Here is a 14,006-nt window from a genome sequence, read left to right on the forward strand (position 1 = left end):
GTATCACCCAACTTATTACTGTTGTTCTCGCAGATAAGATCAATCACCACGAATATATTCGAAGCTTAAAGCCTCTCATAGCGTAGGACTTACCAACTTAATAAGCCCTATGGCTTATTTAAGTGGGCCTAAAATATTTCGTCATTTAACGTTTCTGCATTTATCATCTCCATTTATTGTGGATAACTGCTCTCATATTTCAAATTTGAGTTTCGCAATTACCTAAGGATAATCATCTTATTCAGGCATTTGTATGATCGGCATTGGCCATATGGTAGATCTTTTCCATATCTTTCATATTCAGCTGCATGAACGCCCCAATGGTACGTGTATCCTCAAAGCTGCAGCGAAAGGCAAGATCGTGGATCTGGCTGTCGGTTAGATCCAGTCCAAGCTGATGAAGGCTGGTAGGCATCTGGATGGAACGGAAGAAGTCCTCCATAGCCTGAATGCCCTGCAGGGCTGTTTTTTCAAAATCCAGTCCACAGGGAATGTGAAATACATTTGTGGCAAATTGGGCAAAGCGCTCCGGGTTTTCTTTGTATACGTATCTGGCCCAGCTTCCCCATAAAGCAGAAAGACCTGCACCATGGGTCACATCATATTGACCGCCCAGTTCATGTTCCAGCTGATGGCAGGCCCAGTCGCCGCCTCCTGTTCCACAGCCGGTAAGACCATTGTGAGACAGGGAACCGGCCCACATGATTTCTGCCCGCGCATTGTAATTCCCAGGTTCATTCATCAGGATCCGGGCATTATAGATAACTGTCTGCATAAGAGATTCGCTGATGCTGTCAGTTACTTCCATTGTTTCAAGATTTACGAAATATCGTTCCATAGTATGCATCAGAATATCTACACATCCGCTTTCAGTTTGATACTGAGGAAGTGTATAAGTAAGCCGCGGATTTAAAATGGCAAATTTAGGACGGCACAGATCGGTTTTTACGCATCCACGCTTTAACCAGCCGTCTTCGTTGGTGATCACAGCGGAACTGCTCATCTCACTGCCTGAGGCTGCGATGGTAAGGATCACGCCAATAGGAAGGCAGTCTGTTGGAGTTTTTTTCTTCAGGAAAAAGTTCCACACATCGGTCCAGGGATTGGCAGCACCATATCCAATGGCTTTGGAAGAGTCGATCACACTGCCACCGCCTGCTGCAAGGATAAAATCCACCTGTTCTTCCCGGCACAGACGGATCCCTTCGTAGACCTTGGAAAGCCGGGGATTAGGTACCACACCTCCAAGAGTAACATAGGATACGCCTGCTGTGTCCAGACTGTCTGTAATTTCTTTTAAAAGGCCGGACCGGACTATGCTGCCACTTCCGTAATGAATCAGAACCTTTTTATAATTACCTTGTTTTAAAAGATCCCCGATCTGGTAATGAGTATCTTTTCCAAATATGATACGGGTAGGAGTATAGTATTCAAAATTTCTCATAATAATCCTTTCTCATAATTGATAATCGATAGTTGTTATATTTGTTTCCACCTATGTGCAAGCACAGGTGGCTTTAGACCTTTTGACACTGTAATCATTACATTCTTATTAAATCAAAAAAATGATCATTAGTCAAAATAAATTGCAAAATCTTCATAAAGCTTCATAAGAAAAGAAATAAATCAAAAAGTTCTTGTGAGACGGACAAATGTCTTTTTATTGTTGACATATACCATGAAACCATATATACTATAACTTGGTAACGCTTTAAAAGAAAAGAGAAAACTACCCTTATGTTATAGGAGGAGCAGGAATGTATTCATTTGAAGAAATCCAGAAAGTAGATCCTGAGATTGCAGGGCTGATCAAGTCAGAAGTTGAAAGACAGAACTCCCATATTGAGCTGATCGCATCCGAGAACTGGGTGAGTAAAGCAGTTATGGCAGCTATGGGAAGCCCTCTTACCAATAAATATGCAGAAGGATATCCTGGGAAAAGATTTTATGGTGGCTGTGTTTGCGTGGATGAAGTTGAGACTCTTGCTATTGAACGGGCAAAGAAGCTTTTTGGCTGTGAATATGTAAATGTTCAGCCGCATTCCGGTGCACAGGCCAATATGGCTGTATTTTTTGCAATGCTGAAGCCTGGAGACACAGTGCTTGGCATGAATCTGAACCATGGAGGGCATTTGACACATGGAAGTCCGGCAAATATGTCCGGAACTTATTTTAAAGCAGTTTCCTACGGTGTAAATGATGATGGTGTGATCGATTATGAAGAAGTTGCCCGTATTGCCAGAGAATGCAGACCTAAGCTGATCGTGGCAGGTGCAAGTGCTTATGCAAGGATCATTGATTTTAAGAAATTCCGTGAGATTGCAGATGAAGTAGGGGCATATCTGATGGTTGATATGGCACATATTGCAGGACTTGTGGCAGCAGGACAGCATCCAAGCCCCATTCCTTATGCAGATGTGACTACCACCACCACTCACAAAACACTTCGTGGACCAAGAGGGGGTATGATCCTCAGTGATGCGGCCACTGCCAAGAAGTTTAATTTTAACAAAGCAGTATTTCCTGGGATCCAGGGCGGTCCGCTGATGCATGTGATCGCAGCAAAGGCTGTTTGTTTTAAGGAAGCACTGGAACCGGAATTCCAGGAATACGGAAGACTGGTAGTAGAAAATGCAAAGGCTTTATGTGCTGGTCTTATGAAGAGAGGTGTGGATATTGTTTCCGGAGGAACAGACAATCATCTGATGCTTGTAGATTTAAGAAATCTGGGAGTAACCGGAAAAGAGATGGAGAACCTTCTGGATGCAGTGAATATTACCTGCAACAAAAATGCCATCCCAAATGATCCTCAGTCTCCATTTGTAACAAGTGGTGTACGTCTTGGAACACCGGCTGTTACATCCAGGGGAATGAAGCCGGAGGATATGGATGTGATCGCAGAAGCCATAGCTTTAATGCTGAAAAGCAGGGATCATCAGGAAGAAGCAAAGGCACTGGTGAAAGGACTTACCGATAAGTACCCACTGGTTGGTTAATTTTTTACAATTGCAAAGAACATTACAAAGAACCTTTTGGATTAGACGGGAATGCTCTGATACAGAAGGTTCTTTTATGTGCAGGCCTGTCTTGATTTTAAAGGGCGTGAATGTTAAGATAAGGAGAGTTGACAGAGATTCAGGAGGAACTTGATTAATGAATAAAAGAAAATGGATATCTGTGATAGCTGCGTTCTGGAGTGCCGCTGCTATTGCCCTGTCAGGAGAGTTTGTAGAAGCCAATGGCCTTTTAAGGACACTGAATAGTGAATTAAATGGGATACGTTTGGACAAACTGATCGTATTGGCAGCGCTGGTTGCGTTTTATTATAAAGTGTGGGACAGGTTCGTGGAAGAAAGTAAGTGGATCACCCATCTTTTGGCTGCGTCCTTTTCGGTGTGCATGCTGATCGGTATCAGTTATTCCACGCAGGGAAGCTGGGTATTTTTTATGGGTAACCGTAAGCAGATGGTGATTGCTTTCCTTGCTTTTGCAGGGTATTTTATTCTGTTTGACGTGACTCTAAGCATATTTTATGGCTGGCTGTCCAGATTGAATCTGTATCAGATCAGGGCAAAGAAGCCGTTGCCTGCATTTGCTCAAAAGCACAGCCACTTGTGGGCGTTCCTTGTAATTTATCTGTGCTGGCTGCCGTGGATCATTGTATTTTTCCCTGGCTCTGTTCCGGCAGATGGATACAGACAGCTGGATATGTACTTTGGCGGTGAGAAGTTTACTACAAGGCATGCCTGGGTGCTGACTATGTTTGTAGGACTGCTTATGAGTATTGGCAGGCTGATCAATGATAATATGGGAGTTTTTCTGATCATACTGGTTACATCTCTTCTGGAATGCTACTGCTATTCCGGTGTATGCAGCCGTTTGAAAAAATGGAAAGCACCAAAGCAGCTGTATGTAGGTTCTGTACTGTTTTTCGGTCTGATGCCTATGTTTGGTACTTATGCCCAGACTGTGATCAAGGACAGTATGTTTAGTGCAGTATTTGCTCTTTATATGGCATTGTATGCAGAATGCGCTATTCCTGCGCTTCAGAAAAGAAGCGGCAAAAGACTGTCATCACAGCTGATACAGCTTGCCATTGTGGGGATACTTACCTGTTTCTGCAGGAATAACGGAATTTATATGGTCTTTGTTTCCATGGTTTTCCTGATCTTTTTTGTGGCAAAGAGACAGAGACTGGTGGTTCTGGCGCTGGCGATTGCAGTGTTTGGATGTTATTCGGTTTCTGAGAAAGCGGTGGCACCTGCTCTTGGCATTTCTTCTATATCCAGCAGGGTTTATTTTTCCATTCCTTTCCAGCAGACTGCCAGATATGTGCGATCATATCCGGAGGACGTTACAGAAGAAGAGAAAGATGCCATCAATCAGATCCTGAATTATGATCAGCTGGCGCAAAGATATAATCCGGAGTTGTCTGATCCGGTAAAGGCCACTTACCGCACCGGGAATATTACAAAAGAAAAGCTGATGAATTATTTCAAAGCCTGGTTTTCCATGTTTAAAAAGCATCCTGGGGTTTATATTGAAGCAACCCTTCATAATACTTACGGATATTTTTATCCATTTTACCATAATACGGCACAGGGACCTTACCGGCTATATAATAAAACCTTTACAGAGTATCAGTTTGAATATGACTATGTGTTCCCAAAAGAAGCCAGGAGTGTGATGGCTCAATATGCATATTTGTGGAGAAATGTTCCCGGGTTTGCCCAGATCAGTAATTCCGGTGCATATACCTGGATGCTCCTGATCCTTGCAGGCTACCTGTTTTACAGGAAGCGTGGAAAGGGGATATTGGCTTTGGCAGCACCGGCTTTGAATGTAGCTATCTGTGTTGCTTCTCCGGTAAATGGAATGTTCCGCTATGTGCTGCCGCTTATTGCATGTATGCCGGTAGTTGTGTACTGGTGTATTGGATACGGAGAAAAGGAATTTACAGATAAATCAGAAGAAAGCAGGTGATTGCTTGGAAAAAATTGTGATCATAGGGGACGGACCGGCAGGGATTTCCGCTGCCTTATATGCAGCCAGAGGGAATATGGAACCATTGGTGATCAGTATGGGAAGCAGTGCCCTTGATAAAGCCGAACTGATCCAGAATTACTATGGCCTGTCAAAGTCCATGACAGGGAAAGAACTTCATGAAACCGGGATTTCTCAGGCCAGAGAGCTGGGAGTCCGTTTTATGGAGGCTCAGGTTCTGGGAGTCAGCGGATTTGATACCTTTGAAATTAAGACAACGGCAGGGGATCTGGAAGCAGAATGTGTGATCCTGGCAACTGGCAGCCAGCGTAAGACCCCAGGGATCCAGGGATTGAAGGAGCTGGAGGGCAGAGGTGTCAGCTATTGTGCAGTATGCGATGCTTTCTTCTATCGTGGAAAAGAGGTGGCAGTGCTGGGAAATGGAGAATTTGCTCTTCATGAAGCAGAAGAACTGGCACCCATGGCATCGAAGGTGACTATTTGCACCAATGGAAGTGCACCGGATTTTTCCGGAGAGGCAAAATTTCCTGTTAATACAGCAAAGATCCAAAAGATTCAGGGAGATGATCAGGTTACGGGGATTTGTTTTTCACCGGAGGTCAGTGCAATGGATACAGAATCTGCTCAGGCAAATATCCTTCCGGTGGCAGGCGTTTTTGTGGCTTCCGGAACTGCAGGCAGTGCATCCATTGCAAGGCAGATGGGGGCAGTCCTTACAGAAAAGGGCAATATACAGGTCAATGAAAATATGGAAAGTACCATTCCTGGACTTTTTGCGGCAGGAGATTGTACAGGCGGACTTCTTCAGGTGGCAAAGGCTGTTTATGAAGGCGCGAAGGCAGGACTTTCTGCGGTACAGTATGTGCGCACAAGAGCCAGGGATAAATAATAGAAGTACCAGTAAAGACCAAAAGTCTGCCGGATCATCTGAAAAGATAAGATTTACGGTATCACAAAAACAAACAATAAGGAGGAATGCTTTATGGTAAAGACAGTTACAGTACAGAATTTTGAAGAGGTAGTTCAGTCAGAGAAAACGGTTTTGCTTGATTTTTGGGCAACCTGGTGTGGTCCATGTATGCGTCAGGGGCCTATCGTGGAAGCACTGGGAGAAGAAGGCTTTGCAGTAGGCAAGGTAGATGTGGATGCACAGCCGGAACTGGCACAGAGATTCCGGATTATGAGTATTCCTACATTGATCGTTTTTAAAGACGGAAAAGAATACAAAAAAATGATCGGCCTTACATCTAAAGAAGAACTGAAGGCCCTTCTTCAGGAATAAAGGTCCAGACGAATATGAAGATCATTCTTGCTGCATGTAATGCAAAATACATCCATTCCAATTTGGCAGTATATGATCTGCAGGCTTATGCCAGGCAGTATCAGCAGCATATTCTTTTAAAAGAATATACCATCAATCAGCAGAAAGATGAGATCATGAAGGATTTATACGAGGAAAAGCCGGATGTGATCTGCTTTTCCTGCTATATCTGGAACATCTCGTTTGTAAAGGAACTGGCGGAAGACCTGAAAAAGGTGCTTCCGTCTGTACCTTTTTGGGCAGGCGGGCCGGAGGTATCCTTTGATGCAGAAGCCTTTCTTGCGGCCAATCCTGCATTTGACGGTGTGATGGTGGGCGAAGGAGAAGAAACCTTTCTGGAGCTTGCCGGATACTATGTGGATCATAGGAAAAGCCTGGAACAGATCCGGGGGATCGCATTTCGTAAAGAAAACCAGGTTCTCCATAATGGATGGAGAGAAATCATGGATCTTAGCAAGGTCCCTTTTCCATATAAGGATCTGCAGGATTTTGACCATAGGATCATTTATTATGAAAGCAGCAGGGGCTGTCCTTTTTCATGTAGCTACTGCCTGTCTTCTGTAGATAAAAAACTGCGATTCAGAAGCCTTGATCTGGTGCGGAAAGAACTGCAGTTTTTCCTGGATCATAAGGTGCCACAGGTAAAGTTTGTGGATCGTACCTTTAACTGTAAACATGATCATGCCATGGCAATCTGGAAATATATTGTTGAACATGATAATGGGGTCACTAATTTTCACTTTGAGATTGCAGCAGATCTTTTGCGGGAAGAAGAGCTGGAATTGATGGCCACCATGCGTCCGGGACTGATCCAGCTGGAAATCGGTGTACAGTCTACCAATCTGCAGACGCTTGAGGCTATCCACAGAAAAACAGATTTTTCAAGGATATGCCAGATTGTGGAAAGAATCCACAGCTTTGGCAACATCCATCAACACCTGGATCTGATCGCAGGACTTCCATATGAGGATTATGACAGTTTTCATCATTCCTTTAATGATGTATATGCATTGCGTCCCCAGCAGTTTCAGCTGGGTTTCCTTAAGGTTCTGAAAGGGTCCCTGATGAAGCAAATGGAAAAAGAGTATGGCATTGTACATAAAGAAAAAGAACCCTATGAGGTGCTTTCCACTAACTGGATTACTTATGAAGATGTTTTAAATCTGAAAAAGGTGGAAAACATGGTGGAAGTGTACTATAATAGTGGACAGTTTGAAAATTCATTAAAATATGTGGAGACTTTGTTTCCTGACAGCTTTACCATGTATGAAGCTTTAGGCAGGTTTTATGAGCAAAAGGGATATGACTGTATTTCCCATAACCGGCTGCGCAGATATGAGATCCTTCTTGAATTTATAGAAAGCCTGAAGCAGGGAGATGTACAAAAAGGTGCAGACGCACTTGTGTTGGATCTGTATCTTCGGGAAAAGCTGAAAAGCCGTCCATCCTTTGCAAAAGACCAGAAAGCCGAGGAGAAAAAGATATGGGCATACCGAAAACAGGAAAATATTCCAAAGACAGCTCATATCCAGGTGTTTTGGGATGGAAGGGTTCTTTTGTTTGATTATGAGAAAAAGGATCCGCTTACAGGTAATGCACTGACAGAAGAAATCAGATTATAGGAGGTTCGATGTGATGGGAATGTTTGATCCGAAGAAAAGAAAACTGATCACTGCGGTGATCGCTATCATTCTTGTGCTGGCAATGGTGATTCCTACTGTGCTCTCTCTCCTGCTGTAAACAGGATAGGGGAGGAAAGCAGATGAAACTTAAAAAACAGGTCATGGAAGTGCTGCAGCAGGAAATAACAGGGAGACTGAAGCCAGGGGATGAACTGGTGGTTATTGGTGCTGTGGCTTTGGAAGGCACAAGACTTTTGGCGAAAGATAAAAAGACAATGCTGGAGATGCGCTTTTCCCAAGGGTTTATCCAGGATATGTTATACGCCAGGGAGAGATACGGTGTCCAGGATTTAACAGAAAATGGCTTTGTGTGGAAAATGGCAGAGGCAGCAGGGGCAGATGTGATCTATCCTATGGGTGAAGGCGGATTTTTAAGCGGCCTCTGGAAAGTAGCAGAGGTATCCGGCGCAGGACTTGTGGCAGATTTCAGGAAGGTTCCCGTCCGTCAGGAAACTGTGGAATTATGCGAGGTACTGGATCTGAATCTTTACAGGCTGCGCTCTGATGGCGCCTTTCTGGCAGGTATCCCATCAGGAGAGGGACTGGTGAGAAAATGTCAGGCGGCTGGACTTCCTGCTGCGGTGATCGGACAGGCAAATGCGAGAAATGACCGCCTGTTGTACAGCGGTGAGAATTTCCGTTATCTTGACCGTCCGGCAGAAGATGAACTATACCAGCTGGGAGTCAATCCCCCAGCTGATATAGCCTCCGGCAGGATTGCAGAGGTGCGCAGGAGAAGTATGTCATGCAATTGCATGACGCGCACCTCGCAGCAAGAATGCCGAGGCATTCTTGGATGATCCCCCGGCCAGCATTGTGAAATGCCAGGCTGGGGCTTTTTAAATAACAGGAGGATCCTATTATGGCTTTAAATATTGTATTACATGAGCCGGAAATACCGGCAAATACCGGAAATATCGGTCGTACCTGTGTGGCAACAGGTACCAGGCTGCATCTGATCGAGCCTCTTGGCTTTCATTTAAATGAAAAGGCTATTAAGCGTGCTGGGATGGATTACTGGAAAGATCTGGATGTGACCACTTATCTGAATTATGAAGACTTCCTGAAAAGAAATCCAGGAGCAAAGATTTATTATGCCACTACCAAGGCACCACAGACTTATACAGATGTGTCTTATGAAGAGGACTGTTATATTATGTTCGGAAAAGAAAGCGCAGGGATTCCGGAAGATATCCTGGTGGATCATCAGGATACCTGTGTAAGGATCCCGATGATAGGGGATATCCGTTCCCTGAACTTAAGCAATTCTGTGGCCATCGTGCTTTATGAGGCATTACGTCAGCATGATTTTTCCCATATGAATCTGCAGGGGCATCTAAGAAATTACGAATGGAAATAGGCCATCAGGCCTTTTCCAGAGTAAAGATAAACTCTGTTCCAATGCCTTCTGTACTGACCACATCAATATTCTGGTCATGGGCATTGATGATTTCTTTTACAATGGAAAGACCAAGTCCGGTACCTTTCCTGTCTTTTCCACGGGAAACGTCTGTTTTGTAAAAACGATCCCAGATCCTGGAAAGACTATTCTTGGGGATTCCACAGCCATGGTCTTTTACGGAAATAAACACACGGTCATTCTTTTCTGTGGTTTCTACTTCAATGGAGGATTCATCATCACTGAATTTTACTGCATTGTCCAGAAGATTGTATAGTACCTGCTGAATCTGTTCCATATCTGCATTGACAAACAATTCTGTACCTGAAAGGATTAATTCCAATCGGATCCGGTGTTTGGTACATTCTCCCTCAAAAGCTTCCGCTGTTGTTTTGATGGTCTGATTAATATCGAATTTCTGTTTATGCATGATCCGCTTCTGCACGTCCAGATCATTCAGGGTAAGCAGGCTGCGTGTAAGCTTCTCCAGCCGATTAGCTTCAAAAGAAATGATATTTAAGTATTTGCCCTGCATTTCTACCGGGATGGTCCCATCCAGCATAGCTTCCACATAACCTTTGATAGATGTAAGAGGAGAGCGGAAATCGTGGGAGATGTTGGCAATAAAATGTCTCTGATATTCCCCATTCCGATTCAGCTTTTCTGCCATATAATTCAACATATTGGCAAGATAACCCATTTCGTCATCAGAGGTAACAGGGATTTTGTAAGATAGATTGCCTCCTGCAAATTCAGTAGTACCACGAATGATCTGGGATAAAGGCCTTTGCACATGCCAGTGGTAAAGCAGCAGTAAAAGCAAGGTGGTCAGGTAAATACACAGAAAAAGGATTTGCATGATCTTAAGGAGCCCGCTGCGGTTCTGATAAAGGAAACGCATCTGATAATGGATGGCCACATAGCCTTTTGTTGACATATCAGCTGTGATGGGGGCGATCACGCTCAGCCTTGGGGAAGAGAAAAAACCATAAAAATCCCCTATCTGATAATAGCTTCCGCCCCAGGCTGTAGGATCAAAGGATTTTACAGGGGCTGGGAAATTGGAGGCTGTTTTATCTGTGTTTACAATAATTTCATTCTGATTGTTCAGGATCCAGATTTCCGTATCCTGGGCTATGGCTATAGAGGTCAGGCTTTCCTGTATGGTATCCAGATTGTAACTGGAAATATTATGAGTCACTGTTTCATTGGAGGCAATGGAAACTGCCTCCTGGTAAAAGGACTCACTTAAGGAGTGTTCCAGATGCTTTTCAATGAGACGGGAACCGCCACCGGTTACCAGCAGAAAACCGGTAATGCCAATCAGGATGTAACAGAAGATAAATTTCCTGGACAGAGAAGCTTTCATTCGCTTTTTACCTCAAATTTGTATCCGATTCCCCACACAGTTGCTATGGACCAGCTGGGGTGATCTTTGATCTTTTCACGGAGACGCTTGATGTGAACATCTACGGTACGAGTATCACCAATATATTCATAGCCCCAGATATGGTCAAGAAGCTGTTCCCTGGTAAAAACCTGATTTGGGGAGGATGCCAGGAAGTAAAGCAGTTCCAGTTCCTTGGGGGGCATATCCACCTGCCGTCCCATATAGGTAACAGAATAATTGGTAAGGTTTACTGTAAGGTCAGGATAGCTTACACTTTTCTCGTTGGAAGGGACGGCAGGAGATTTTACATTAAATCTGCGGAGTACTGCCCGGATCCTGGCTACCAGCTCCTTGGAATCAAAGGGTTTGATCACATAATCATCTGCACCAAGCTCAAGGCCAAGGACCTTGTCAAAGGTTTCTCCTTTTGCAGACAGCATGATAATGGGAATATCAGATACATGACGGATCTCACGGCATACCTGATAGCCGTCAATCCCAGGCAGCATCAGATCCAGCAGGATCAGATTGGGGTGGAAAGCATGGAATTCCTTTAAAGCCTGCTCTCCGTCATTGACGATCTTTGTCTCGAAGCATTCTTTTGTAAGATACAGGGCTACCAGCTCTGCAATATTGTTGTCATCATCTACGATCAGGATTTTCTGTTTGGATGCCATTTCATTTCTCCTTTCACTTCTTGAATTCAACAATAGTCACACCTGCATCTCCCTCGCCAAATTCACCCAGGCGATAGGATGCAACCCGTTTATTACGTCTCAGGTAATCGTGCACACCCTTGCGCAGGGCTCCGGTACCTTTGCCATGGACAACTCGTACTTTGCTTAAGTGGGCAAGGTAAGCATCATCCAGATATTTATCCAGGATTGCAATGGCTTCATCAACAGTTTTGCCAAGCAGATTAATCTCTGTGGAAACACTGGAGGACTTAGACATGCGGATCTTTCCTGCACCGGTTTTCTGAAGTGCAGAAGAGGAGATCACAGGCTCGTCTACCAGTTCCAGATCTGAAATATGAACTTTGGAACGGATGATCCCGGTTTGTACGAAAAGAAAGCCTTTGGAATCCGGACGGCTGCTGATGGTACCGGTCAGGTTCATGCTCAGGATGCGAACCATATCTCCAAGGGAAAGATCTTTGGCAGAAAGCTTTTTCTTCGGTTCCTTCGGCGCAGCCTTGATGGAAAGTGCATTGTCCGCTTTATTCATTCTTGCCCGGATATTCTGGCGTTCTTTTTCGACTGCTGCAGTATCCACATGGTCTTTCTGAAATTTATGGAAAAGCTTCATGGTCTGGTCGGCATATTCCTTTGTTTCTGCCAGGATACGTCTGGCTTCCTCGTTGGCATTTTTCAGTATCTTGTCCCTGCGCTCATCCAGCCTTTCCTGTTTGGTTTCCAGTTGTTTTTTCAGTGCTTCGATCTGTTCTTTGTATGCCTCGATCTGTGCACGTTCGTTTTCAATAGTTACTCGGCTGTTTTCCAGGGAAGTAAGTACATCCTCAAAAGATTCATCCTGTTCGCTGATCTGCTGTTTTGCTTTTTCAATGATAAAATCAGGCAGTCCAAGCTTGGAAGATATGGCAAACGCATTACTTTTGCCGGGAACACCGATCAACAGCCGATAGGTAGGACGTAAGGTTTCTACATTAAATTCACAGCAGGCATTTTCTACACCAGGGGTACTTAAGGCATATACCTTCAGCTCGCTGTAATGGGTGGTAGCCATGGTACGAATCCCTTTCTCATGAAGATAAGAGAGAATGGAAATGGCAAGTGCAGCTCCCTCTGTAGGGTCTGTACCTGCTCCAAGCTCATCAAAAAGTACCAGGGAATCACTGTCTGCTTCCTTCAGGAAAGAGACTACATTGGTCATATGGGAAGAGAAGGTACTTAACGACTGTTCAATACTCTGTTCATCCCCAATATCTGCATACACCTGATGGAAAACGGAAAGCTGGGAGCGGTCCATGGCAGGGATATGAAGACCTGCCTGCCCCATCAGAGTAAGAAGTCCTGCAGTCTTCAAGGAAACAGTTTTGCCACCTGTATTAGGACCGGTCACTACCAGAAGATCAAAATCATCCCCAAGGCGCAGATCGATAGGAACTGCTTTTTTGCGGGGAATGAGAGGATGCCGGGCCTGCTTCAGCCGGATCCTGTGCTCAGTATTGAAAATGGGTTCAGTTCCATTCATATCCATGGCAAGGGATGCTCTGGCAAAAATGAAATCCAGCTGTACCATGATCTCCAGGTCATCACGGATCTGATCCGTATAGGCAGCAGCCTGGTTACTTAACTCTGCAAGGACTGCTTCGATTTCTTTTTGTTCCTGAAGCTCCAGCTCCCGGATATCATTATTCAGCTTTACAATGGCCATAGGCTCAATAAAAAGGGTAGATCCTGTGGAGGACTGATCATGGATCATTCCAGGAACCTGTCCCTTATATTCTGCCTTTACAGGAATACAATATCTGCCATTACGCATGGTGATCACTGCATCTTGCAGATAGTTTCTTGCACCTCCGTTGACCAGGGAAGTAAGCTGGGTGTGGATCCGGTCATTGGCGATCTTCATGCTGCGGCGTACCTTCAAAAGACCGGGACTGGCACTGTCACTGATCTCGTCCTCGGACAGGATACAACGGCGGATCTCTGCAGAAAGAGGAGTAAGAGGGGAAAGCTGTTCAAACATTTCATCCAGTGAATCTGCCGGATGGTCACCTCGTTCATTCCGGGAGTAAGCTTTTACCCTGGATGTGTTCTCCAAAAGGCTGCAGATAGACAGAAGCTCAATGATCCCAAGTGTACTGCCGATCTCCAGGCGTTTCAGTGAACCACGCACATCTTTTACACTTCCAAAAGAGATGCTTCCTTTCTGGAAAAGACGGGACAGTGCATCCCGTGTCTGAGCCTGCATAAGCTGTATCTGTACAAGATCTACGGAAGGGAGCAGATCCCTGCAAAGCTCTTTTCCAAGAGGGGAGGAAGCCTTCTCCGTAAGCAGCTGTATGATTTTATAATATTCAAGAGATTTTAATGCTTTTTCGTTCACGTAAATACATCCTTTTTTAAAATTATTATATTTGGAGATTTCATAACTGTGAGGGTAATGAATAGTTACGAAATTCTTTATGCAACTCTGACTTTATTTTACATGATTTTATATCGGATGAAAAGGAAAATGTGAAAA

The 14,006-nt window shown here is 44.4% G+C and carries 11 protein-coding genes; 7 read left to right on the forward strand and 4 right to left on the reverse strand.

All coding sequences use genetic code 11. The annotated features are described in order from the left end of the window. Positions 1-241 precede the first annotated feature (241 nt). Positions 242-1,444: an iron-containing alcohol dehydrogenase gene (locus tag OCV61_RS00005; RefSeq protein ID WP_158419991.1), complete on the reverse strand. Its 1,203-nt coding sequence runs from the start codon at positions 1,442-1,444 to the stop codon at positions 242-244. Between the two features lie 313 nt (positions 1,445-1,757). Here OCV61_RS00005 and glyA point away from each other — a divergent pair, with 313 nt between their 5' ends. The 7 genes from glyA (at position 1,758) to OCV61_RS00040 (ending at position 9,367) form a co-directional block, all read left to right on the forward strand. Further along, a complete protein-coding gene (gene glyA, locus OCV61_RS00010; RefSeq protein WP_158419992.1) occupies positions 1,758-2,996 on the forward strand; it encodes a serine hydroxymethyltransferase in 1,239 nt (412 codons plus the stop codon). 157 nt (positions 2,997-3,153) lie between these two features. Beyond that, positions 3,154-4,983, forward strand: a complete 1,830-nt coding sequence (locus OCV61_RS00015; RefSeq protein ID WP_158419993.1) for a DUF6020 family protein — start codon at positions 3,154-3,156, stop codon at positions 4,981-4,983. Between the two features lie 4 nt (positions 4,984-4,987). Next, positions 4,988-5,893 (forward strand): NAD(P)/FAD-dependent oxidoreductase, encoded by a 906-nt coding sequence (locus tag OCV61_RS00020; protein ID WP_158419994.1) that lies wholly within the window; start codon positions 4,988-4,990, stop codon positions 5,891-5,893. 93 nt (positions 5,894-5,986) lie between these two features. Next, positions 5,987-6,286: a thioredoxin gene (gene trxA / locus OCV61_RS00025; RefSeq protein WP_158419995.1), complete on the forward strand. Its 300-nt coding sequence runs from the start codon at positions 5,987-5,989 to the stop codon at positions 6,284-6,286. 14 nt (positions 6,287-6,300) lie between these two features. After that, the gene (locus tag OCV61_RS00030; protein ID WP_158419996.1) at positions 6,301-7,947 is read left to right on the forward strand and encodes a B12-binding domain-containing radical SAM protein; all 1,647 of its coding nucleotides are present in this window, start codon (positions 6,301-6,303) and stop codon (positions 7,945-7,947) included. A gap of 140 nt (positions 7,948-8,087) precedes the next feature. Continuing rightward, positions 8,088-8,807 carry an AIR synthase-related protein gene (locus OCV61_RS00035; protein ID WP_158419997.1) on the forward strand — a complete coding sequence of 240 codons (720 nt, stop codon included), beginning with the start codon at positions 8,088-8,090 and terminating at the stop codon, positions 8,805-8,807. 59 nt (positions 8,808-8,866) lie between these two features. Next, positions 8,867-9,367, forward strand: coding sequence for a tRNA (cytidine(34)-2'-O)-methyltransferase (locus tag OCV61_RS00040; RefSeq protein ID WP_158419998.1), 501 nt, complete (start codon positions 8,867-8,869; stop codon positions 9,365-9,367). Between the two features lie 4 nt (positions 9,368-9,371). Here the strand turns inward: OCV61_RS00040 and OCV61_RS00045 are convergent, their stop codons facing one another. Genes OCV61_RS00045 through OCV61_RS00055 form a run of 3 tightly spaced genes read right to left on the reverse strand, consistent with a single transcriptional unit; the run spans position 9,372 to position 13,868 of the window. Beyond that, positions 9,372-10,775 (reverse strand): sensor histidine kinase, encoded by a 1,404-nt coding sequence (locus OCV61_RS00045; protein ID WP_158419999.1) that lies wholly within the window; start codon positions 10,773-10,775, stop codon positions 9,372-9,374. Further along, positions 10,772-11,473, reverse strand: coding sequence for a response regulator transcription factor (locus OCV61_RS00050; protein ID WP_158420000.1), 702 nt, complete (start codon positions 11,471-11,473; stop codon positions 10,772-10,774). Before OCV61_RS00050 ends, OCV61_RS00045 begins: the two co-directional genes overlap by 4 nt. A 13-nt stretch (positions 11,474-11,486) precedes the next feature. After that, positions 11,487-13,868: an endonuclease MutS2 gene (locus OCV61_RS00055; protein WP_158420001.1), complete on the reverse strand. Its 2,382-nt coding sequence runs from the start codon at positions 13,866-13,868 to the stop codon at positions 11,487-11,489. Between the last annotated feature and the right edge of the window lie 138 nt (positions 13,869-14,006).

This window comes from Blautia ammoniilytica (genome assembly GCF_025566965.1).
GTDB classification, from domain to species: Bacteria; Bacillota; Clostridia; order Lachnospirales; family Lachnospiraceae; genus Blautia_A; species Blautia_A ammoniilytica.

Bases quoted from the DNA above. Each gene is read 5' to 3' on its own strand.
- OCV61_RS00005 (WP_158419991.1), bottom strand. From the start codon at position 1,444: ATGAGAAATTTTGAATACTATACTCCTACCCGTATCATATTTGGAAAA.
- glyA (WP_158419992.1), top strand. From the start codon at position 1,758: ATGTATTCATTTGAAGAAATCCAGAAAGTAGATCCTGAGATTGCAGGG.
- OCV61_RS00015 (WP_158419993.1), top strand. From the start codon at position 3,154: ATGAATAAAAGAAAATGGATATCTGTGATAGCTGCGTTCTGGAGTGCC.
- trxA (WP_158419995.1), top strand. From the start codon at position 5,987: ATGGTAAAGACAGTTACAGTACAGAATTTTGAAGAGGTAGTTCAGTCA.
- OCV61_RS00030 (WP_158419996.1), top strand. From the start codon at position 6,301: ATGAAGATCATTCTTGCTGCATGTAATGCAAAATACATCCATTCCAAT.
- OCV61_RS00035 (WP_158419997.1), top strand. From the start codon at position 8,088: ATGAAACTTAAAAAACAGGTCATGGAAGTGCTGCAGCAGGAAATAACA.
- OCV61_RS00045 (WP_158419999.1), bottom strand. From the start codon at position 10,775: ATGAAAGCTTCTCTGTCCAGGAAATTTATCTTCTGTTACATCCTGATT.
- OCV61_RS00050 (WP_158420000.1), bottom strand. From the start codon at position 11,473: ATGGCATCCAAACAGAAAATCCTGATCGTAGATGATGACAACAATATT.